The 19,259-nt window shown below is 63.4% G+C and carries 26 protein-coding genes; 21 read left to right on the top strand and 5 right to left on the bottom strand.

Annotated features, from left to right (window positions below):
* Nucleotide 1: 1 nt before the first annotated feature.
* The 4 genes from JNX00_RS02180 to JNX00_RS02195 all read left to right on the top strand — a co-directional run bounded on the left by JNX00_RS02180 (nucleotide 2) and on the right by JNX00_RS02195 (nucleotide 3,585).
* Nucleotides 2-205, top strand: coding sequence for a hypothetical protein (locus JNX00_RS02180; protein ID WP_204743947.1), 204 nt, complete (start codon nucleotides 2-4; stop codon nucleotides 203-205).
* Nucleotides 198-584, top strand: a complete 387-nt coding sequence (locus JNX00_RS02185; protein ID WP_204743948.1) for a DUF6362 family protein — start codon at nucleotides 198-200, stop codon at nucleotides 582-584. Before JNX00_RS02180 ends, JNX00_RS02185 begins: the two co-directional genes overlap by 8 nt.
* Nucleotides 585-913: 329 nt before the next feature.
* Complete coding sequence (locus tag JNX00_RS02190) at nucleotides 914-2,347, top strand: site-specific DNA-methyltransferase (RefSeq protein WP_204743949.1); 1,434 nt, start codon at nucleotides 914-916, stop codon at nucleotides 2,345-2,347.
* Nucleotides 2,344-3,585, top strand: a complete 1,242-nt coding sequence (locus JNX00_RS02195; protein ID WP_204743950.1) for a site-specific DNA-methyltransferase — start codon at nucleotides 2,344-2,346, stop codon at nucleotides 3,583-3,585. Before JNX00_RS02190 ends, JNX00_RS02195 begins: the two co-directional genes overlap by 4 nt.
* On the opposite strand, the gene JNX00_RS02200 is transcribed toward JNX00_RS02195, so the two are convergent.
* The 5 genes from JNX00_RS02200 to JNX00_RS02220 all read right to left on the bottom strand — a co-directional run bounded on the left by JNX00_RS02200 (nucleotide 3,530) and on the right by JNX00_RS02220 (nucleotide 5,573).
* Nucleotides 3,530-3,769 (bottom strand): hypothetical protein, encoded by a 240-nt coding sequence (locus tag JNX00_RS02200; RefSeq protein ID WP_204743951.1) that lies wholly within the window; start codon nucleotides 3,767-3,769, stop codon nucleotides 3,530-3,532. The two genes, JNX00_RS02195 and JNX00_RS02200, sit on opposite strands and share 56 nt — an antisense overlap.
* Nucleotides 3,769-4,131, bottom strand: a complete 363-nt coding sequence (locus JNX00_RS02205) for a hypothetical protein (RefSeq protein WP_204743952.1) — start codon at nucleotides 4,129-4,131, stop codon at nucleotides 3,769-3,771. Before JNX00_RS02205 ends, JNX00_RS02200 begins: the two co-directional genes overlap by 1 nt.
* Nucleotides 4,132-4,228: 97 nt before the next feature.
* Nucleotides 4,229-4,588, bottom strand: coding sequence for a hypothetical protein (locus JNX00_RS02210; RefSeq protein WP_204743953.1), 360 nt, complete (start codon nucleotides 4,586-4,588; stop codon nucleotides 4,229-4,231).
* Nucleotides 4,589-4,717: 129 nt separating this feature from the next.
* Nucleotides 4,718-5,281, bottom strand: a complete 564-nt coding sequence (locus JNX00_RS02215; protein WP_204743954.1) for a DUF3489 domain-containing protein — start codon at nucleotides 5,279-5,281, stop codon at nucleotides 4,718-4,720.
* Between the two features lie 94 nt (nucleotides 5,282-5,375).
* The gene (locus tag JNX00_RS02220) at nucleotides 5,376-5,573 is read right to left on the bottom strand and encodes a hypothetical protein (protein ID WP_055451284.1); all 198 of its coding nucleotides are present in this window, start codon (nucleotides 5,571-5,573) and stop codon (nucleotides 5,376-5,378) included.
* 117 nt (nucleotides 5,574-5,690) lie between these two features.
* On the opposite strand from JNX00_RS02220, the gene JNX00_RS02225 reads away from it, so the two are divergent.
* From JNX00_RS02225 to JNX00_RS02305, 17 genes are all read left to right on the top strand, one after another.
* Nucleotides 5,691-6,227, top strand: coding sequence for an elements of external origin (locus tag JNX00_RS02225; RefSeq protein WP_123237500.1), 537 nt, complete (start codon nucleotides 5,691-5,693; stop codon nucleotides 6,225-6,227).
* A complete protein-coding gene (locus JNX00_RS02230; RefSeq protein WP_204743955.1) occupies nucleotides 6,227-8,188 on the top strand; it encodes a phage terminase large subunit family protein in 1,962 nt (653 codons plus the stop codon). The genes JNX00_RS02225 and JNX00_RS02230 overlap by 1 nt, the downstream gene beginning before the upstream one ends.
* Before the next feature lie 17 nt (nucleotides 8,189-8,205).
* Complete coding sequence (locus tag JNX00_RS02235; RefSeq protein ID WP_204743956.1) at nucleotides 8,206-8,697, top strand: hypothetical protein; 492 nt, start codon at nucleotides 8,206-8,208, stop codon at nucleotides 8,695-8,697.
* The gene (locus JNX00_RS02240) at nucleotides 8,697-9,089 is read left to right on the top strand and encodes a hypothetical protein (protein WP_204743957.1); all 393 of its coding nucleotides are present in this window, start codon (nucleotides 8,697-8,699) and stop codon (nucleotides 9,087-9,089) included. The genes JNX00_RS02235 and JNX00_RS02240 overlap by 1 nt, the downstream gene beginning before the upstream one ends.
* Complete coding sequence (locus JNX00_RS02245; RefSeq protein ID WP_204743958.1) at nucleotides 9,089-9,310, top strand: hypothetical protein; 222 nt, start codon at nucleotides 9,089-9,091, stop codon at nucleotides 9,308-9,310. The genes JNX00_RS02240 and JNX00_RS02245 overlap by 1 nt, the downstream gene beginning before the upstream one ends.
* 2 nt (nucleotides 9,311-9,312) lie before the next feature.
* Nucleotides 9,313-10,845, top strand: coding sequence for a phage portal protein (locus JNX00_RS02250; protein ID WP_204743959.1), 1,533 nt, complete (start codon nucleotides 9,313-9,315; stop codon nucleotides 10,843-10,845).
* Between the two features lies 1 nt (nucleotide 10,846).
* Entirely contained in the window at nucleotides 10,847-12,154 is a 1,308-nt protein-coding gene (locus JNX00_RS02255) for a S49 family peptidase (protein ID WP_204743960.1), read from the top strand.
* Nucleotides 12,155-12,157: 3 nt separating this feature from the next.
* Entirely contained in the window at nucleotides 12,158-12,535 is a 378-nt protein-coding gene (locus tag JNX00_RS02260; protein ID WP_009521717.1) for a head decoration protein, read from the top strand.
* Between the two features lie 74 nt (nucleotides 12,536-12,609).
* Nucleotides 12,610-13,632, top strand: coding sequence for a major capsid protein (locus JNX00_RS02265; RefSeq protein WP_020200538.1), 1,023 nt, complete (start codon nucleotides 12,610-12,612; stop codon nucleotides 13,630-13,632).
* Nucleotides 13,632-13,910 carry a hypothetical protein gene (locus JNX00_RS02270; protein WP_204743961.1) on the top strand — a complete coding sequence of 93 codons (279 nt, stop codon included), beginning with the start codon at nucleotides 13,632-13,634 and terminating at the stop codon, nucleotides 13,908-13,910. The genes JNX00_RS02265 and JNX00_RS02270 overlap by 1 nt, the downstream gene beginning before the upstream one ends.
* Before the next feature lie 10 nt (nucleotides 13,911-13,920).
* Nucleotides 13,921-14,346, top strand: coding sequence for a hypothetical protein (locus JNX00_RS02275; RefSeq protein WP_024958046.1), 426 nt, complete (start codon nucleotides 13,921-13,923; stop codon nucleotides 14,344-14,346).
* 4 nt (nucleotides 14,347-14,350) lie between these two features.
* A complete protein-coding gene (locus JNX00_RS02280; RefSeq protein ID WP_082306638.1) occupies nucleotides 14,351-14,554 on the top strand; it encodes a hypothetical protein in 204 nt (67 codons plus the stop codon).
* 2 nt (nucleotides 14,555-14,556) lie between these two features.
* The gene (locus tag JNX00_RS02285) at nucleotides 14,557-15,309 is read left to right on the top strand and encodes a hypothetical protein (RefSeq protein ID WP_056931665.1); all 753 of its coding nucleotides are present in this window, start codon (nucleotides 14,557-14,559) and stop codon (nucleotides 15,307-15,309) included.
* A complete protein-coding gene (locus JNX00_RS02290; protein ID WP_204743962.1) occupies nucleotides 15,309-15,722 on the top strand; it encodes a hypothetical protein in 414 nt (137 codons plus the stop codon). Before JNX00_RS02285 ends, JNX00_RS02290 begins: the two co-directional genes overlap by 1 nt.
* Nucleotides 15,723-15,751: 29 nt before the next feature.
* A complete protein-coding gene (locus tag JNX00_RS02295) occupies nucleotides 15,752-15,907 on the top strand; it encodes a hypothetical protein (RefSeq protein ID WP_204743963.1) in 156 nt (51 codons plus the stop codon).
* Nucleotides 15,908-15,910: 3 nt separating this feature from the next.
* The gene (locus JNX00_RS02300) at nucleotides 15,911-16,552 is read left to right on the top strand and encodes a DUF6441 family protein (RefSeq protein WP_204743964.1); all 642 of its coding nucleotides are present in this window, start codon (nucleotides 15,911-15,913) and stop codon (nucleotides 16,550-16,552) included.
* Nucleotides 16,552-19,257, top strand: a complete 2,706-nt coding sequence (locus JNX00_RS02305) for a phage tail protein (RefSeq protein ID WP_204743965.1) — start codon at nucleotides 16,552-16,554, stop codon at nucleotides 19,255-19,257. Before JNX00_RS02300 ends, JNX00_RS02305 begins: the two co-directional genes overlap by 1 nt.
* Nucleotides 19,258-19,259: the final 2 nt, after the last annotated feature.

A 19,259-nucleotide genomic window follows, 5' to 3' on the forward strand; every position in this document is an offset into this window, starting at 1 on the left:
CATGAAGGTGCCGACACCCCAATACCGCTGCCCCCTGGGTCGACTACAGCCTCCGGCCACGGATCTGGATGCGATCAAGGAACGTGGCTGGCGTGACCAACACATCCTGGTGGTCAACGCATCCGACGAACGTCTGGACTTCATCGAGCGCGAGATCGTGCGACGCATCGGTGACCGGCTCTACGGAGGGCGACGCAATGACTAAGTGGACTATCGAGGACGTTGCCGCTCGGTTTGAAGAGGCAGCAAGCACCAGTCGTCGGTTGCCTCCTGTTCGAGTGCAGGGCTACTTCAACTGCTGGCCCGCCATTGTCCGAAGCGAATGGGAGACCTTTGCAGCGGACGAGAGGGTGTACCGATCCTTTCCGCCGAGTCCAGAGGCAATTGAACGAATGCTGGAAGTCATGCGCTGGGTGCAGTGGCTCACCATCGAGCAACGTCATCTCATATGGATGCGCGCGAAGCGCTATGGCTGGCGAGACATCACGATCCGCTTTGCCTGCGACCGCACGACGGCATGGCGGCATTGGCAGCGGGCATTGCAGACGGTCGCAGATCAACTAAATGGTGTGGTGGTCGCGTAGGGTTTTGGCGTGATTTGGCGCGTATGGTCGGGGATGTGCGCCATCACGCGGCAATCAGCGGCTTTTGCCCCTGCAACAAAACGACCTGATCTTGCGTAGTATTCATCTATCGTCTGGACAGAGGTGACAGCAGAGGAAGCAGCCCAGAAATCAACGGGTCCTTCCTGGCCAAAAACCAATGCGGGGGGCGCGAGCGCGGCGCTTTTTTAGCGTCAGGGTGCGAACCAAGGTTCGCACGGTTCGCAGTTCGCACCCCGTCAGTTCGCACCAACCCCAAAAACCCGCCCACGGTTGTCGTCGGCGGGTTTTCTATTTTCAGGACACCCTCTTTGAATACGCTCAACGTCGAGTACCGCAAGGTCGAGGCGCTGATTCCCTACGCCCGCAATCCGCGCACACATTCCGATGCGCAGATCACCAAGATCGCCGCCAGCATCGTCGAATATGGCTGGACGAACCCGGTACTGGTTGATGGCGACAACGGCATCATCGCGGGCCACGGTCGTTTGGCTGCTGCACGCAAGCTGGGGCTGGATCAGGTGCCGGTGATCGAACTGGCCCATCTCACCACCGCGCAAAAGCGCGCCTTGGTCATCGCCGACAACCGGCTGGCGCTTGAAGCTGGCTGGGATGAGGAGATGTTGGCGCTCGAACTGGCGGAGCTGTCCGAAGCGGGTTTCGAACTGGCGCTGACCGGCTTCGAGAGCATCGAGATCGATGCGCTGCTGGCAGATGCCACGCCCACCGAAGCAGAACCTGCGGCGCAGGATGGTGTAGACGCCGATGAACCCGATACGACCGATAACGTACCTGACACGCCAGTGGTGGCGGTGTCGCGCGAGGGAGATGTCTGGGCCATCGGCTCGCACCGGTTGATCTGTGGCGACGCCACCGACCCAGCCGTGGTCGCCACGCTGATGCAGGGTGACACCGCGCAGCTTTGCTTCACCTCGCCGCCGTATGGCAACCAGCGCGACTACACCTCCGGCGGCATTGCCGATTGGGATGTCCTGATGCGCGGTGTGTTCGCACATCTGCCGATGGCTGGCGACGGACAGGTACTGGTCAATCTTGGGCTGATCCACCGCGACAACGAAGTCATCCCCTATTGGGACGGCTGGCTGTCCTGGATGCGTCAGCTAGGGTGGCGGCGCTTCGCGTGGTACGTCTGGGATCAGGGACCAGGCATGCCCGGCGACTGGCAGGGCCGATTGGCTCCCAGTTTCGAGTTTGTTTTTCACTTCAATCGCAGCACCCGCAAACCCAACAAGATTGTTCCTTGCAAGCATGCAGGCCAGGAATCGCACCTGCGCGCTGACGGGTCGTCCACAGCTATGCGTGGTAAGGATGGCGAGGTCGGCGGCTGGACGCACAAGGGTCAGCCGACGCAGGACACCCGCATCCCCGATTCGGTGATTCGCGTGATGCGCCACAAGGGCAAGATTGGGCAGGACATTGATCACCCGGCCGTGTTCCCGGTCGCATTGCCTGAGTTTGCCATAGAGGCTTACACCGATTCGGGTGACGTCGTGTTCGAGCCCTTCGGCGGCAGTGGTACGACGATGCTGGCCGCGCAACGCACTGGTCGTATCTGCCGCAGTGTGGAAATTGCGCCGGAGTACGTGGACGTGGCCATCAAGCGTTTTCAGCAAAACCACCCCGGCGTGCCGGTCACGCTCATCGCAGGCTGTGGAATCAAATCGGGCCAGTCCTTCGACGACGTGGCCACAGAACGGCTGGCGACCACGGAGGTAGAACAATGAGCGCGTCCTGGTTGGCAGACAAGATCGAGCAGTGGCCTACAGCCAAACTGCTGCCCTATGCCCGCAATGCGCGGACGCACTCGGATGATCAGGTGGCGCAGATCGCCGCATCGATTGCCGAGTTTGGTTTCACCAATCCGATCCTTGCAGGCAGTGACGGGATCATCATCGCTGGGCATGGACGTTTGGCCGCTGCGCAGAAACTTGGGCTTGAGATCGTGCCCGTGGTCGTCCTTGATCACCTGAGCCCAACCCAGCGCCGCGCTTTGGTCATCGCTGACAACCGCATCGCGGAGAACGCTGGCTGGGATGACGCCATGTTGCGCATCGAGCTGGAGGCCTTGCAGTTGGAAGGTTTCGATCTGGACATCACCGGCTTCGACGCCGACGCGCTGGCCGAACTCATCGCGGGTGACGAGCCGGACAATGTGGGCCAGACCGATGAGGACGCGGTACCGGAGGTTGGCGAGACACCCATCTCGCGCCCGGGCGATGTCTGGATCATGGGTCAGCACCGCCTGCTGTGCGGCGACTCGACTGTGGCCGAGAGCTATGCCCGGCTGATGCAGGGCGATGTAGCAGACATGGTCTTCACCGACCCGCCGTACAACGTGAACTACGCCAACAGTGCCAAAGACAAGATGCGCGGCAAGGATCGCGCGATCCTCAACGACAACTTGGGCGATGGCTTCTACGACTTCCTGTTGGCAGCATTGACGCCCACTGTGGCGAACTGCCGGGGCGGCATCTATGTGGCGATGTCATCCAGCGAGCTGGATGTGCTGCAGGCCGCCTTTCGCGCCGCCGGTGGCAAGTGGTCGACGTTCATCATCTGGGCCAAGAACACCTTCACGCTGGGCCGTGCCGACTACCAGCGCCAGTACGAACCGATCTTGTACGGATGGCCCGAGGGTGCGCAACGCCACTGGTGTGGTGACCGCGATCAGGGCGATGTGTGGGCTATCAAGAAACCGCAGAAGAACGATCTGCATCCGACGATGAAGCCGGTGGAGCTGGTTGAGCGCGCGATCCGCAATTCGAGCCGCCCGGGTAACGTGGTGCTCGATCCGTTCGGTGGTTCTGGCACAACGTTGATTGCAGCCGAAAAGTCGGGGCGCGTCGCGCGGCTGATCGAACTCGATCCGAAGTACGTGGATGTGATCGTGCGCCGGTGGGAGGACTTCACCGGCCAGACGGCCATCCGCGAGGCAGCAGACCAGGAAGTGTGCGCCAGTTGAATGTCTGGCCGGGCTGCTTGGCCTCTTCTTCCTCGGCGATGCGTCGCAAGATTTGCAGGGTGGTGAGATCGCGCGGCAGTGCCATGCACATGACGCGCACAGCCTGTTCGATGGAGATTTCTGGACGCCGGTTGGCAATCAGCCAACGCAGCGCCTGCTCCCGTTCGGTGGCGGGCGTTTTCATCAGGCAGCCATCTCTTCGCAGATTTCGCTTTGGATCACAAAGCCTGTCAGGTAAGGCAGGCCGCGCGGGATGCCGTACTGCTTGCTGGTCTGGCGGCCAATCGTCCAGCCCATCCAACGTTGGGTGGCGGCGTTGATCGCATCCTGCAAGGCTTGGCCTTGGTACAAACCGTTCTGGACGTCGTCGGCAAAATGGCGTCCGTGGCGGCTGTCGAGGAAGATCCGCACCGATTCGAGGGGCTGGCCGGTGGCATCCGAGATTGAGGTCATCGCCAAGGGCCACGCGGCACTGGCTTGTTCGTTCATCGTGCCCCAAAAACCCCAGGCTTCGTTTTGGGTGGCGGGTATCTGGTTGGTGGTCATGGTGTCTTCTCCGGGTTGATCGTTGCGACACCTGTAGTAACGCGCTGTTCGATTGAGAAGCCAAGCTGTTCCTGGCTTCTTTCTCGATCAATTTCGATCATCCGAGACGGGCTACGTAGCGGGCGTAATCACCGCCCTCGGGATTGACGTAGAGGTAAGGGCGTCCGGGAGCAGTGACCTCGACGCAGAGGTAGCCGTCACCAGTGCCGCCACCCTTGCCACGCAGCCAGTTGCGTGACATCAGCAGGCTGCGCCCAAAGGCGTCGAATTCGGCAGGGGTGAGCTCCTTGGTCTCGGTGACGTAGACCTTGTGCTGGTCGCTCCCGCCCAGTTCGCCGAGGTCGGCAGGTTTGCGTGCAAACGGTAGGCGGATACTCAACTCTTCGACCTGGAGGCTTTGGCCTGCGAACTGCAGAGTGCGTGGGGTGCGTTCGATGGTGATGGTCATGGTGCTCATGGCGGTTTTCCTGGTATGGCGTCGTCAATCACGACATCTGTATGAACGCGCTGGTGGGGAGAGAAGCCAAGCTATTCATGGCTCCTCTCGCCATCTTTTTGGCATCGCCGAAACTCGCTGTGCTCGTTTTCATGCGATGCGGTAGATCCGCTCGCCACCCTGCGGCTTGTCCGAGACGATGGTCAGGCCAAGTTTTTTCTTGAAGGCTCCGGCGAAGGTGCCGCGTACCGTGTGCGCCTGCCAGCCGGTGGCGCTGCAGATCTGGCCGATGGTTGCGCCCTCGGGGCGTTGCAGCATCCGGATCACTTCGGCCTGCTTGCTGCTCTCGCGGGTGCGTGGCTTGACCCACGTTGCTTCGGCGGCGGTTACGACGGCTTCCAGTTCGGGATCGCTCGCGGCCGCAGGCGCGCCTTCAGCGTTGGCGATGATCCGGTCGAGATTGGCTTCGAACTGACCGATGCCCTTCCTGTTCACGTCGGGACGCGGAATGCCCAGGGCGTCGTAGCCCTCCGCAGCGACAAGCCAGTCGGTGCCATCGGTGGTGATCAGTGCGCGGTTGAAAAGTCCGTCGAGCACCTTCTTGCGTGCGCCGCCTTTGATGTTGTCGGGGAACCAGTCGATCTTGCCGCTGCTGTGTTCAACCGCGTGGGCCAGGATCGCGTGCTGGGCAGGGGTCAGTTGGGTGGTGGTCATGTTTTGCTCCTTCGATGTGGTGGACGGTGATGTGATGAACGCGCTGTTCTCAAGTGAAGCCAAGCGCTTTCTGCTTGGCTTCTTCGCTTCGCAATCAGGTGTTGGCCTTGTCTGACGGGTTGGCATTGCGCCCCTGCTCGAGACCCGCGTTGAAGGCAGCTTCAAGCGCATCGCGTAGGCACCAGACCGCTACATCGTGGAAGTCGAGGCTGTCCGAGCGGCGGGTTTCCAGGGTTTCGATGCCCAGCTTGTTTTGCGCGATCTGGGTCAGGAGTTGTTCGAGCTTGCTCATGTCCGTGTCCTTTCATGGTGTTGATGACGAACGTATGAACGCGCTGTTCCAGATGGAAGCCAAGCTCAATCCGCAGGAATGACGAATAAATGATTGAAGGTGCCCCGAAGGGGAAATATGGGTATTTCGATTCGTGCCTACGCACGCCACCGAGGGGTGTCCGATGCAGCGGTGCGCAAGGCCATCGCTGCTGGGCGGATCACGCCAGAGGCAGACGGAACGATTGATGCCGAGCGCGTCGACCGCGAGTGGGCGCGCAATTCCGATGCACCGCGCAATGGCACGGCCACCCGCGCGGTCAAGGTCGCCGTCCCGGAACCCAGCGGTGCCGCAGGAGACGGCACCGCCGCATTACCAGCTGGTGGCACGTCCTTGCTCCAAGCGCGGACGGTCAACGAAGTGGTCAAGGCGCAAACCAACAAAGTGCGCCTGGCCCGCCTCAAGGGCGAGCTGGTAGATCGGCCGCAGGCCATCGCCCATGTTTTCAAGCTAGCGCGCTCCGAACGCGATGCCTGGCTCAACTGGCCCGCACGCATCTCGGCACAGATGGCAGCCAAGCTCGGCGTCGATCCCCACACGATGCACATCGCCTTGGAGGCGGCGGTGCGTGAGCACCTGCAGGAACTGGGCGAGATGCGCCCGAGGGTGGATTGATGGACATGGACTACGAAGGCGCTGCCGAGATCGAACGCGCGTGGCGCGAAGGACTGACACCAGACCCGCTGCTCACCGTGTCCGAATGGTCGGATCGCCACCGGATGCTCTCCAGCAAGGCGTCTGCCGAGCCCGGACGCTGGCGCACCAGCCGCACGCCGTACTTGAAAGCGATCATGGATTGCCTGTCGCCGACCTCGCCGGTCGAACGCGTGGTGTTCATGAAAGCGGCACAGCTTGGCGCGACCGAGATGGGATCGAACTGGATCGGCTATGTGATCCATCACGCACCCGGGCCAATGATGGCGGTGTGGCCGACAGTGGAGATGGCCAAGCGCAACTCCAAGCAGCGGATCGATCCGCTGATCGAGGAGTCGTCCGCACTGGCTGAACTGATTGCACCGGCGCGCAGCCGGGATTCCGGCAACACCATCCTGGCCAAGGAGTTCCGGGGTGGCGTGCTGGTGATGACCGGGGCCAACAGCGCGGTCGGGCTGCGCTCGATGCCGGTGCGGTATCTGTTCCTCGACGAGGTCGACGGCTATCCGTTGGACGTCGAGGGTGAAGGCGATGCGATCTCGCTGGCCGAAGCCCGTACACGCACGTTCGCGCGGCGCAAGATCTTCATCGTCTCGACGCCGACGATCTCAGGGGCATCGGCTATCGAGCGCGAGTACGAGGCCAGTGACCAACGTCGCTACTTTGTGCCGTGTCCGCATTGCTCCCACCGTCAGTGGCTGCGTTTCGAGCAGCTGCGTTGGGACAAAGGGCAACCGGAGACCGCCGCCTACATCTGCGAGTCATGTGACACCGCCATTGCCGAGCACCACAAGACGTGGATGCTGGAGCACGGCGAGTGGCGCGCGATGATCACCGATGGCGCGGGTAAGACGGCAGGCTTCCACCTGTCGTCTCTGTACAGCCCGGTGGGCTGGCGTTCGTGGCGGGAGATCGCCGCTGCGTGGGAAGCCGCCGTCAGTAAAGAGTCGGGATCGGCCGCCGCCATCAAGACCTTCAAGAACACCGAGCTAGGCGAAACCTGGGTCGAGGAAGGCGAAGCGCCGGACTGGCAACGACTGGTCGAACGCCGCGAGGACTACCGAGTCGGTACGGTGCCGCAAGGTGGTCTGCTCTTGGTCGGCGCGGCCGACGTGCAGAAAGATCGCATCGAGGCGTCGGTCTGGGCCTTTGGGCGCGGCAAGGAGTCCTGGCTGGTTGAGCACCGCGTGCTGATGGGTGACACCGCCCGCGACGCGGTGTGGAAGAGCCTCGCTGAAATGCTGGCCGAAACATGGACACATGCCTCGGGCGCGGCGATGCCGCTGGTGCGCTTTGCCTTGGATACCGGGTTTGCCACGCAGGAGGCCTACGCCTTTGTGAGGGCCTGCCGCGATTCGCGTGTGATGGCGGTCAAGGGGGTGCCTCGCGGTGCAGCCTTGATCGGCACGCCGACCGCCATCGATGTCTCGCAGGGTGGCAAGAAGCTGCGCCGGGGCATCAAGGTGTACACGGTGGCGGTCAGCATCGCCAAGCTCGAGTTCTACAACAACCTGCGCAAGAGCGCAGATGTTGGCGAGGACGGATTGACCACGGTGTTCCCGGCCGGGTTCGTCCATCTGCCCAAAATCGACGCTGAGTTCATCCAGCAACTCTGCGCTGAACAACTGATCACCCGCCGCGACCGCAACGGCTTCCCGGTGCGTGAGTGGCAAAAGATGCGTGAGCGCAATGAGGCGCTCGACTGCTACGTCTACGCCCGCGCGGCTGCATCGGCGGCGGGTCTGGATCGCTTCGAGGAACGTCACTGGCGGGAACTGGAGCGACAACTTGGGCTGGCCAGTCCGCCAGCCCTTGAAACACCTACTGAATCGATCAACGAGGCCACCCAACGCGGTGGCCTCGCTGTTTCTGGCAACCGTAACACCGGTCGGCGCGTGATCAAAAGCCGCTGGCTGTCCTGACACCTCAAGGAGAAAACATGAGTCTTGCTACCCGTATCGAAAGCCTGGTCATCCGCGTCGCGCAGGAATTCAACGACGTCCGCGCCAAGGCAGGCAACCTGGCCAACCTCACCACCACCGACAAGTCAAATCTGGTCGCGGCCATCAACGAACTGAAAGCCGTCGTGGTGTCGTCGGCGGTGATCGACGATGCGCACGTCGCGGCCACGACCACGTACTCGTCCAACAAGATCGTCTCGCTGCTCGATGCGCTCAAGACCGAAATCTTGGGCGGTGCCGATGCCGCCTACGACACGCTGGTGGAAATTCAGCAACTGCTGCAAAACGGCACCAGTGGTCTGGATGCGCTGCTCGCCGCCGTGAACAACCGCGTGCGCTTCGATGCGGCGCAGTCGCTGACCGTGGCCGAGCAACTTCAGGCACGCAGCAACATCGGTGCCGTCGCGGCCAGTGATGTCGGCAACACCGACACTGACTTCGTCGCGGTCTTTGTGGGTGCGCTGGTCTGATGAGCCTCGCATCGCGCATCAGTGCGCTGGCCAGTCGTGTCGGACTCGAGGTCAAGACCAAGATCGACGCCACCCACCCCGGCTTGGCCCGGGCGTGGGTGTGCTTCGGCTACGTCGGCACGCAAATCGTCGTGCGGTCGTCGCACAACGTGGCCAGCGTGACCCGGACGGTGGCGGGTCGCTACCGGGTGACCTTCGCCACTGCCATGCCGGATTCCAACTATTGCTGGACGGCGCTTGCCCGCAGCAGCACCAACAGCGGCACGCAGCGCATTGCCATCGTGCGATCCAGTACCGACCAGAAGACCGCTCAGTACGTCGACATCAGTTGCGCCACCACGTCTGCGTCGTTCGACGACTCCTCCGAAATCAACCTTACGGTGTTCCGCTGATGGCTTACACACAAGCACACCTCGACGCACTGGAAGCGGCGCTGGTCAAGGGCGAAAAGCGCGTGACCTTTGGCGACAAGACCGTCGAGTACCGCAGCGTCGATGAACTCCAGACTGCCATTGCGGCGGTCAAGCGCGATCTCTTCGAGCAGGCCGTGGACACCGGACTTTGGCCTGGCGCGCCACGCCAGATCCGGGTCACCACCGGCAAAGGGTTCTGAACATGCAATGGTTTGACCGAATGCGTAGACGCGTCGGCATGAGTCTGCTTGGCGGCACCCCGTTCTATGACGGTATCGGTGGCGGCCGTCGCGCGTTGGCGTGGCAGGTCGGCAATCCAGGCGCAGTCGCAGCACTGGCGTTCACCCAGAACGAATTGCGCGCCAAGAGCCGCGATCTGGTACGCCGCAATGCCTGGGCAGCGGCAGGCGTTGAAGCCTTTGTCTCGAACGCCATCGGCACCGGCATCAAGCCGCAGAGCATGCTGGCCGATCAGCCCCTGCGCGAAGCGATCCACAGCCTGTGGTGGGACTGGTGCGAGGAGGCCGATGCCGCTGGACTGACCGATTTCTACGGACTGCAGGCCTTGGCCTGTCGCGCCATGCTCGAAGGCGGGGAATGTCTTGTGCGGCTGCGCTTTCGCCGCCCGGAGGATGGCCTGCCGGTGGGCCTGCAATTGCAGTTGCTCGAACCCGAACACCTGCCAGCCACGCTGAATCAGGAATTGGCTTCGGGAAATGTGATCCGTGCGGGCATCGAATTCGACAAGCTCGGACGGCGGGTGGCTTACCACCTGTATCGCTCACACCCGGGTGATGGCTCACTGGCTCCGATGTCGGTCACCGGTGGCGTGGTGGGCGGTCTCGACACAGTGCGTGTCCCGGCCAGCGAAATCATTCACCTGTTTCGTCCCTTGCGGCCCGGACAGATCCGGGGCGAACCGTGGCTGGCGCGCGCACTGGTCAAGCTCAACGAACTCGACCAGTACGACGACGCCGAGCTCGTGCGCAAGAAAACCGCCGCGATGTTCGCGGGCTTCATCACGCGCCTGTCACCTGAGGACAACCTGATGGGTGAAGGCTTGCCGGATGCCAGTGGTGCAGCATTGGCCGGGCTGGAGCCGGGCACGATGCAGATCCTGGAGCCCGGCGAGGACGTGAAGTTCAGTCAGCCTGCCGACGTTGGCGCGAGCTACGCCGAATTCCTGCGCATGCAGTTCCGGGCGGTGGCAGCGGCGATGGGCATCACCTACGAGATGCTGACCGGAGACCTGACGCAAGTGAACTACTCGTCGATCCGGGCCGGGCTGCTGGAGTTTCGCCGCCGCTGTGAGGCCATCCAGCACGGCGTGATCGTCCACCAGTTGTGCCGCCCAATCTGGCGTGCCTGGATGGAGCAAGCGCTACTTGAAGGCGCGCTGGCGCTGCCGCAGTTCACCGAGAAGAAGCGCGACTACTTCGCGGCCAAATGGATTCCACAGGGTTGGCAGTGGGTCGATCCCAAGAAGGAATTCGACGCGATGCTGACCGCCATTCGCGCCGGGCTGCTGTCTCGCTCGGAAGCCATCTCGGCCTTCGGCTACGACGCCGAGGACATCGACCGCGAGATCGCCGCCGACAACCAGCGCGCCGATGCGCTCGGTCTGGTCTTTGACTCCGACCCGCGCCACGACAAAGCGCCTCAACCATCGACATTGGGCGCTCCCATGAATGCGGCCGCCACTATGACCGTGCCGCAAGACCAACAGGACAACTGACATGCAACTCGTTCATCTGGCGTCCCGCCTCTACGGGACGCCGCTCCTCATTGCGCGTCCCAAACTCGACGTGATCCTCTCCGTGTTGGGTTCCCGCATCGGCTTGCCCGATCTGGACATGGCAATGCCGCTGCCCATGCCGCGCCAAAGCGCCACATCGGGTCAGGCGGGCATTGCCGTCATCCCGGTGGTCGGCACGCTGGTCAGACGTTCGATGGGTATCGAAGCCGCCTCTGGCCTGATGTCCTACGGCGAGATCGAAGCCCGACTGGACGCCGCGCTGGCCGACCCACAGGTGGCGGGCATCCTGCTCGATCTGGACTCGCCCGGCGGCGAGGCCTCGGGTGTGTTTGAGTTGGCCGAGCGCATCCGCGCTGCCAGCACCATCAAGCCGATCTGGGCGCACGCCAACGATGCCGCGTACTCGGCGGCTTTTGCCATCGCGGCTGCCTGCCAGCGCCTGACGCTGTCGCAGACCGCTGGCGTCGGGTCGATTGGTGTGATCGCGCTGCACGTCGACCAGTCGGTGAAGGACGCCAAGGACGGCCTGAACTACACCGCTGTCTTCGCGGGCAGTCACAAGAACAATTTCTCCCCGCACGAGCCACTCACCCCCCAGGCCACCACCGCGTTGCAGACCGAGGTGGATCGCCTGTACGACATCTTCGTGAATCAGATCGGACAGATGCGCGGAATCGATCCGGATGCCGTGCGCGCCACCGAGGCGGGGCTGTTCTATGGCGAGCAGGCGGTGGCAGCAGGCCTCGCCGACGCGGTGATGCCGTTTGATGCGGTGATGACCGAGTTCACCGACGCGTTGGCTGCCAAGCAGCGGTTGGCGCAGCCTGGCGTGGCCCGCGCCTCGCCGCGAAGCCTGTCCACTCAATCCATTTCAAACCCGCCCCGAAGCAAACCTTTCACCTTGGAGAACACCATGACCGACCCCAAAGACGACCACGAAAACCCGAGCGATCCGGTCGACACCGCCCCACAGGGCGACCAGCCGCAGACCGACAGCGATTCGCAACCGACGCCTGCTGCCCAAGCCGCACTGGCGCAGTCCTTTGCCAGCGGGCGCGGCCAAGCACAGGCCATTGCAGAGATGTGCCTGATCGCGGGCCAGTCCCAACGCACGGCGGAATTCCTCGCAGCAGGCTTCTCGGAAGCGAAGGTGCGTCGCGCCTTGCTCGACGCCCGTGCCGACCAACCCGAAATCGCCTCGCGCATCACCGCCGAGGCAGGAACCAGCCAGCACCCGGAAAACAGTCCGGTGGTCGCTGCCGTCAAGAAACTCACCGCCAAGGAGTAAGCCATGCCCACTGTCTCTCAACCCAAGAATCTCGGCGACCTGTTGAAGTACGAAGCGCCGAATCTCTACTCGCGTGACCAGGACACCGTCGCGGCCGCGCAGAACCTGTCGCTGGGCACCGTGGTGGGCCGCGAAACGGCTACCGCCAAGCTCAAGGCCCTCGACCCGAGCGCCTCGGACGGCACGGAAACCGCCGTTGGCGTGCTCGGCAATGACGTCGATGCGACGCTGATCGACCGTGAGGACGCGATCCTGATCGCCCGTCACGCCATCGTCGCGCGCGGCGCATTGGTCTGGCCGACCGGTCTGACGGTTGCACAGAAGGCAACTGCCGTTGCCCAACTCACCGCCCTTGGGGTGCTGGTGCGCGACAGCGCCTGACTGCGTCCCGACGATCCATTTCACTCCCCCCAAAACCCGCCGCTGGCGGGTTTCGTCATTTCTGGAGATCCCAAATGCAGAACCCTTTTGAAAACCCCGGCTTCTCGATGGCCAGCCTGACGGCCGCCATCAACCTCCTGCCCAACCGCTATGGGCGGCTGGAGCAACTCAACCTGTTCCCGGCCAAGCCGGTGCGCACCCGGCAGATCATCGTCGAGGAGTACGCCGGTCGTCTGAACCTGCTGCCCACCCGCGCGCCCGGTTCGCCCGGCACGGTGGGTGAACGTGGCAAGCGCAACCTGCGCTCCTTCGTGATCCCGCACATCCCCCACGACGACGTGGTGCTGCCAGAGGAAGTGCAAGGACTGCGCGCCTTCGGTTCCGAAACCGAAATGGAAGCCATCGGCGGTGTCATGGCCCGCCATCTGGAGACCATGCGCAACAAGCACGCGATCACTCTGGAGCATCTGCGCATGGGGGCGCTCAAGGGCAAGATTCTCGACGCTGATGGCAGTGAGCTCGTCGATCTATTCGACGAGTTCGACATCACTGCGCAATCGGTGTCCTTCGAGTTTTCGACGGCGGCCGACAACGGGCAAATCAAGACTGCCTGCCTGGAACTGCTGGGGCTCATGGAAGATGGACTCACCGGCGAGTTCTCGACCGGTGTGCATGTGCTGTGCTCGACCGAGTTCTTCCGGGCGCTGACCACCCACAAGGAGGTCAAGACCGCCTACCAGAACTGGCAGCAGGGTGCAGTGCTGATCAACGACATGCGCTCGGGCTTCAGCTACAGCGGCATCACCTTCGAGGAATACCGTGGCCAGGCGTCCTTTGTGCAGGCCGACGGCACGCTGGGGTCGCGCCGCTTCATTGCCGCAGGGGAAGCCCATGCCTTCCCGGTCGGCACGGTGGATACCTTCGCCACGTACTTCGCGCCTGCGGACTTCAACGAGACCGTGAACACCATCGGCCAGCCGTTGTATGCCAAGCAGGAGCCGCGCAAGTTCGACCGGGGCACCGATCTGCACACGCAGTCGAACCCGCTGCCGATGTGCCACCGCCCGGGCGTGCTGATCAAGCTCGTTGCAGCCTGATGGATGTCGCGACGTTGTACGAGGCGGCCCGCAGCGCAGGACTGCTGACCGCCGTCACGGTGGCAGGCAGCACCGTGCACTGCGCCTTCCGTGCCCCGGACGAAACCGTGCTGGATGGTTTTGCGCTATCGCGGGACTACCAGATCGACTACCCGGCGTTCTGGCTGACGCTGGCTGCCGGGGACACGGTCGAGGTGGCAGGCAACACCTATCAGGTGCGCGACGTGCGCGCCATCGGCGACGGCACCGAGCGTCGCGCCTCGCTCTCCCAACTCTGAGGAACACCCCATGAACTCCGTCCGCGAGCGCGTCTTGCGGGAGATCGTCACGCGCCTGGCATCTGCGATTGCCCCGATACCGGTGCTGCGCATGCCTGCCGTGCCGGTCACCCGCGAGGCCAGTCCAGCGCTGCTGCTGTTCGTCGATGGCGACAGCATCACCGCCCACGCCAACCACCTGGTCGACCGATTGCTGATCGTCCGGCTTGCCGTGGTGGCACGCGGTGCGGATGCCTTCGACGTCGCCGACCAGGCGCTGGTCGCGGCCCACGCGGCAATGCTCGCCGACCCGAATCTGGGCGGTCTGGCCATCGCCGTGCGCGAGATCGACTGCGAATGGGAGTTCGACGACGCCGACGCCGGGGCCGTCGCGCTCCCCGCCCGCTACGAGATCCGCTACCGCACCCATGCCATCGACCTCACCCAAACAGGATGAACCCATGCACATCGAACTACTGAAACCCCATACCCACGCAGGCAAGCGCCTCGCCGTGGGTGATCGCCTTGATCTGAATGACGCCAGCGCCCGTTGGCTGATCACACAAGGCACGGCCAAAGCGGCCACCCCAGCCACCGATTCCAAACCCACCCGCCGTGATGCCACGTCTGGTGTTTCCACAACTGCAGCCACCCAAGGAGACTGAACATGGCTTATTTTTCCGGACAAGGCCGCGTCTACATCGGCGCACGCGATGACCTCGGCAATCCAGCAGGACTGACCTTCGTCGGCAACGTGCCCGAGCTGAAGGTGTCGCTGTCGGTGGACACCATCGAGCACCAGGAAGCGCAGTCGGGTCAGCGCCTGACTGACCTCCAGCTCATCAAGACCAAGAAAGGCGAGTTCGCCTGCACGTTGGAAGAGCTGATCGCTACCAACTTGGCGCTCGCGCTCTACGGCACCACAACCACGATCACCCCCGGCACGGTAACTGGCGAACTACTGCCCAACCCTGTCACCCCGGGCAGTCTGTATCCGTTGACCATGCAAAACGTGTCGGCGGTGCAGATCCAGGACTCAGATGCCACGCCAAAGACGCTCCCGGCCAGCCAGTACAGCGTCAATGCCAAGCACGGTTCACTGGTGGTGCTCGATGCCACGTCGGGCGGCCCGTACACCGAGCCGTTCACCGTCGATTACGCCTATGGCGCGGCGCAGAGCACGGCGATGTTCACCCAGCCCTTGCCCGAGCGATGGATTCGCTTCGAGGGGCTCAACACCGCCGACGGCAACCGCGAGGTGGTGATCGACCTCTACCGCGTGGCCATCAACCCGGCCAAGGAACTCTCGATCATCACGGACGAACTGCTGAAGTTCGAGCTTTCGGGCCAAGTGCTGGCGGATCTGACCAAGCCAGTCGGCGGTGATCTCGGTCAGTTCGGCCGTCTGGTGCTGCTGTGATGGACGGCTTCAAGACATTCCCCCCTGAGCCTGTGGTCGTGACGCTATCCGGCACCGCGCTGGAACTGACGCCGATCCGTCTGGGTGAGTTGCCACGGCTGCTGGCCGTGGTGCGCCCGTTGGCCGAGGAAATCACCAGCGATCCGGACTGGATGGCGCTGCTGGGACGGCACGGCGATGCCGTGCTGGATTTGCTGGCGATCACCACCCGGCGTGAACGCGCGTGGATCAACGACCTGTCGCTGGAGGACGCCGTGCAACTGGCCGCCGCCGTGTTCGAGGTGAACGCGGATTTTTTCGTGGCGCACGTCGTCCCGGCGATTCAGGGCGCGGCCCAGCGACTCGCGCCGACGCTGCGCTCACTGACGAACTCGGCTGGCAATGTGGGTGGGATGGTGCCGTCGCCCGCCTGATCCGCGCCGGGCACCGGCTTGGCGATGTGATGGCCTACACGCTCACGCAGGCGCAAGCCTTTCTGAATGCCGACGGACAGATCGAACGGCAGCAACTTGCCCAGCTGCTCGGCATTCATGCCGTGGCAGCACAGGGCGAGAAGCGAGGCATTGAACAACTGCAATGCGATCTGCTCAAGGACTGACCCATGCGTCTCTCACTCACTACCACCGGTCTGCTGGACCCGCGCCAGTTGGCGGCGTGGAGTACCGAGCGGCGTCGTGCCATCCACACCGCTGTCGCCAAGGGCATGCAATCGGGCGGGCGTGAAGTGCGTGAAGCGGCGCGATCTGAGATGCGCAGTGCCTTCACCGTCAAGCGCAACAGCTTCATCTCCTCGATGGGCGTGAAGGTGTTCGACAAGAAGCCCGAACTGCTGCCCGCCTTGCTGGTGGGCAGCAAGATTCCTTGGCTCGGTCTGCATGAGAAAGGCGGCACGGTGAGCGGCAATTTGCTGATACCTCTGCTGCCCGGGCGCATCGGCCCCAAGCGCTTCAAGGCGGTCATTGACGGCCTGATGCGCTCGGGCAATGCCTTCTTCATCGAGAAGAACGGTCGCGTGCTGCTCATGGCCGAGAACATCAAAGAGAGCGCCGGGCAGCTGGGCCGCTTCAAACGTGCCGAGCGTGGTCGTACCGGGGCCAAGCAGATCAAGTGTGGCCAGGAGATTCCCATCGCCGTGCTGGTCAAGCGCGTCGATCTCAAACGACGACTGAATCTGGCGGGTGGCGTGCAACGCGCACTGACTGCCTTGGCGCGGGCGATTCAACAAGAACTGGACAAAGTCTGATGGCAAGCAATCGTGCCCAAATCCTGATCAGTGCCGTCGACCAGACCAAGACCGCTTTCGACTCGATCAAGCGCGGGCTGGGCGGCCTCACCGACACCGCCAAGGGCGTCAACGGCGTGCTGGCCAACCTCGGGGTGGCTGTCTCCGTGGCCGGTCTGACCGCGATGGTCAAATCGGCCATCGACACTGGTGATGCGCTGGATGAGATGTCGCAACGTGTCGGTGTCAGCGTCGAGACCCTGTCGGTATGGAAACCGGCAGCCGAGCAGTCCGGTGTGTCCGGCGAATCGTTCGAGAAGGGGCTGCGCAAGCTGTCCACCACGATGCTGGAGGCCGCGACCGGATCGGAAGATGCCGCGCGCGGATTCTCCGCCGTAGGTGTCGAGTTCAAGAACCAGGACGGCACCCTGCGCGCCACCGATCAGGTGCTACTCGATCTGGCCGAGCGCTTCAAGGCCATGCCCGATGGCGCGGAAAAAACCGCGCTGGCAGTGCAACTGTTCGGCAAGTCGGGAGCCGAGCTGATCCCGTTCCTGAATCAGGGGCGCGACGGCATCAACGAGTTGGCTGCCGAGATGCACGCGCTCGGCGTGCAGATGAGCAGCGAAACGGCGGCGCAGGCGGGCAACTTCAACGATGCCCTCGACAAGCTGAAACTGGCCACCACCAGCATCGGCAACCAGATCATCGCGTCCTTGCTGCCCGCCCTGAACGATATGGCCGGTGGCATGGTCGAGTCGGCCAAGCAAGGCGGCACACTGCGCGCGATCCTGGACGGCGTGGTGCTGGTGCTCAAGACCCTGGCACTGGGTGCCGCCACCGTTGGCAAGGCCTTCGTCGCCTTGGGCGAGGCCATTGGTGCCGGTGTGGCGGCGGCGGTCGAGGCGCTCAAGGGCAACACCGATGGGGCCAAGGCCATCATTGCCGACCTCAAGGGCAATCTGGTCAAACGGCTGGATGAACTGGCGTCCTTTCGTGACAGCCTGTTCGACCCTAAGCCCATCGAGGTCAAGGCACCCGAGATCCAGGCCGATCCGGAACTGCTTCAGCGTCTGACCAAGCCCAAAGGCGTCAAGCCAGCGCAGGACACGACCGGCGCGCAGACCACGCTGATGAAAGCGCAGCTGGACGCCGAGTTCGCGCTGCTCAAGGACGGTCTGAACCGGCAACAAACTGCACTGGATGCTGCGCTCGAAGACCGTCTGGTATCGGTGCGCGATTACTACACGCAGAAAACTGCCCTCGAACAGCGCGAGGTCGATGCCGAGATTGCCCGCAAGCAGCAGGAGCTGGCCCGCAGTCAGCAAGTCGCCGCCACGGGCAAATCGGAAAACGACCGACTGAAAGCCAAGGCCGAGGTCGCCAAGGCGGAAGCCGACCTGATCACGCTCAACAACCGGCGCACGGACATCGAGCAGGCCAATGCGCGCAAGGCAGCGCAAGCCGAGCGTGAGCTGGCCGATGCCTTGGCGCAGGCACGTGAGGAACTGGCCCAGATCACCGGCACCGCCACGGATGCCGACCGGCAAGCAGCCATTGAGCGCAGCTACCGCGATCTACGGGCGCGACTGGCGGCAGAAAGCGATGCCGACGGCGTGTCGCTCGTTGATCGGCTGATCAATGTGAAGGCTGCACAGGCCAATCTGGCTGCGCTTGAAGCTCAGTGGCGGCAAGTCACTGAGCGTCTGCGTAATGCGCAGGAGGCCATTCAGACCCAGCAGCAGGCTGGGCTGCTAACCGAAGCACAGGCGCGTCAGCAGATCGTGGCCTTGCAACAGCAATCAGCCACCGAGATGGAGCGCCTGTTGCCGACCATGCAGCAAGCTGCGCAGGCCATCGGGCCGGATGCGGTGAATCGCGTGCAGGCGTGGCGCAACGAGCTGGATCGTACCAAGCTCACGGTCGATGAAATGGCCCCGCTGTGGAATCGCATCGGCGAGAGCTTTGGTGGTGCGCTCAACGGGATGATCACCGGCGCGCAGACCTGGCGCAGTGCCTTGGCGAGCATCTTTCAGCAGGTGGCCGATGCCTTCCTGCAGCAGATCGTGATCCAGCCGTTTCAGCAGTGGATCGCCATGCAGGCTCGGATGCTGGCGCTCAAGCTCGGTTTCATCCAGCAGGAGCAGACCGTCGATGCGGCGGCCAGCGCCGCCAAGGTCGCCCAAAAGACCACCGAAACCACCGCCGTGGTGTCGATGGATGCGGCCAAGGCGGGAGCTGGGGCGGCGGCGTCGCAGGCTTCCATTCCCTACGTTGGCCCGGCACTCGCGGTGGCCGCGATGGTAGCCATGGTCGCCGCTGTGATGGCGCTCTTGGGTGGAATCAAGAAGTTCGCGGGAGGCGGCCTGGTCTCCGGGCCGGGCAGCGCCACCTCGGATTCGATCCCGGCGCGTCTGTCCGCAGGCGAGTACGTGGTGCGGGCGGCCGCCGTGCGCCAAGTCGGCGTGGCCTTCCTCGACTCGCTCAACGGCTTGTCGGCCGGCCCACGTTTCAAGGGTGGCGAACTGGCCTTCGCAGCGGGCGGGCTGGTACCGGAGGTGAAAGTGCCGCCCGCGCAGCCGCAGATGAATCAGGCCGTGCGCATCGTCAACGCGGTCGATCCGGGTGTGACCCACGACCACCTGCAGTCGCCTGCCGGAGAGAAAGTCATCGTCAACATCATCGGGCGCAATGCACGGGCCATCCGTGCGGCGCTGCAAGGGTAAAT

The organism is Hydrogenophaga sp. YM1, assembly GCF_016903055.1.
GTDB classification, from domain to species: domain Bacteria; phylum Pseudomonadota; class Gammaproteobacteria; order Burkholderiales; family Burkholderiaceae_C; genus Hydrogenophaga; species Hydrogenophaga borbori.

Excerpts from the sequence above, each read along its gene's own strand:
- JNX00_RS02180 (WP_204743947.1), top strand. The coding sequence starts at position 2 with ATGAAGGTGCCGACACCCCAATACCGCTGCCCCCTGGGTCGACTACAG.
- JNX00_RS02185 (WP_204743948.1), top strand. The coding sequence starts at position 198 with ATGACTAAGTGGACTATCGAGGACGTTGCCGCTCGGTTTGAAGAGGCA.
- JNX00_RS02195 (WP_204743950.1), top strand. The coding sequence starts at position 2,344 with ATGAGCGCGTCCTGGTTGGCAGACAAGATCGAGCAGTGGCCTACAGCC.
- JNX00_RS02200 (WP_204743951.1), bottom strand. The coding sequence starts at position 3,769 with ATGAAAACGCCCGCCACCGAACGGGAGCAGGCGCTGCGTTGGCTGATT.
- JNX00_RS02205 (WP_204743952.1), bottom strand. The coding sequence starts at position 4,131 with ATGACCACCAACCAGATACCCGCCACCCAAAACGAAGCCTGGGGTTTT.
- JNX00_RS02210 (WP_204743953.1), bottom strand. The coding sequence starts at position 4,588 with ATGAGCACCATGACCATCACCATCGAACGCACCCCACGCACTCTGCAG.
- JNX00_RS02215 (WP_204743954.1), bottom strand. The coding sequence starts at position 5,281 with ATGACCACCACCCAACTGACCCCTGCCCAGCACGCGATCCTGGCCCAC.
- JNX00_RS02220 (WP_055451284.1), bottom strand. The coding sequence starts at position 5,573 with ATGAGCAAGCTCGAACAACTCCTGACCCAGATCGCGCAAAACAAGCTG.
- JNX00_RS02225 (WP_123237500.1), top strand. The coding sequence starts at position 5,691 with ATGGGTATTTCGATTCGTGCCTACGCACGCCACCGAGGGGTGTCCGAT.
- JNX00_RS02230 (WP_204743955.1), top strand. The coding sequence starts at position 6,227 with ATGGACATGGACTACGAAGGCGCTGCCGAGATCGAACGCGCGTGGCGC.
- JNX00_RS02235 (WP_204743956.1), top strand. The coding sequence starts at position 8,206 with ATGAGTCTTGCTACCCGTATCGAAAGCCTGGTCATCCGCGTCGCGCAG.
- JNX00_RS02240 (WP_204743957.1), top strand. The coding sequence starts at position 8,697 with ATGAGCCTCGCATCGCGCATCAGTGCGCTGGCCAGTCGTGTCGGACTC.
- JNX00_RS02245 (WP_204743958.1), top strand. The coding sequence starts at position 9,089 with ATGGCTTACACACAAGCACACCTCGACGCACTGGAAGCGGCGCTGGTC.
- JNX00_RS02250 (WP_204743959.1), top strand. The coding sequence starts at position 9,313 with ATGCAATGGTTTGACCGAATGCGTAGACGCGTCGGCATGAGTCTGCTT.
- JNX00_RS02255 (WP_204743960.1), top strand. The coding sequence starts at position 10,847 with ATGCAACTCGTTCATCTGGCGTCCCGCCTCTACGGGACGCCGCTCCTC.
- JNX00_RS02260 (WP_009521717.1), top strand. The coding sequence starts at position 12,158 with ATGCCCACTGTCTCTCAACCCAAGAATCTCGGCGACCTGTTGAAGTAC.
- JNX00_RS02265 (WP_020200538.1), top strand. The coding sequence starts at position 12,610 with ATGCAGAACCCTTTTGAAAACCCCGGCTTCTCGATGGCCAGCCTGACG.
- JNX00_RS02270 (WP_204743961.1), top strand. The coding sequence starts at position 13,632 with ATGGATGTCGCGACGTTGTACGAGGCGGCCCGCAGCGCAGGACTGCTG.
- JNX00_RS02275 (WP_024958046.1), top strand. The coding sequence starts at position 13,921 with ATGAACTCCGTCCGCGAGCGCGTCTTGCGGGAGATCGTCACGCGCCTG.
- JNX00_RS02280 (WP_082306638.1), top strand. The coding sequence starts at position 14,351 with ATGCACATCGAACTACTGAAACCCCATACCCACGCAGGCAAGCGCCTC.
- JNX00_RS02285 (WP_056931665.1), top strand. The coding sequence starts at position 14,557 with ATGGCTTATTTTTCCGGACAAGGCCGCGTCTACATCGGCGCACGCGAT.
- JNX00_RS02290 (WP_204743962.1), top strand. The coding sequence starts at position 15,309 with ATGGACGGCTTCAAGACATTCCCCCCTGAGCCTGTGGTCGTGACGCTA.
- JNX00_RS02295 (WP_204743963.1), top strand. The coding sequence starts at position 15,752 with ATGGCCTACACGCTCACGCAGGCGCAAGCCTTTCTGAATGCCGACGGA.
- JNX00_RS02300 (WP_204743964.1), top strand. The coding sequence starts at position 15,911 with ATGCGTCTCTCACTCACTACCACCGGTCTGCTGGACCCGCGCCAGTTG.
- JNX00_RS02305 (WP_204743965.1), top strand. The coding sequence starts at position 16,552 with ATGGCAAGCAATCGTGCCCAAATCCTGATCAGTGCCGTCGACCAGACC.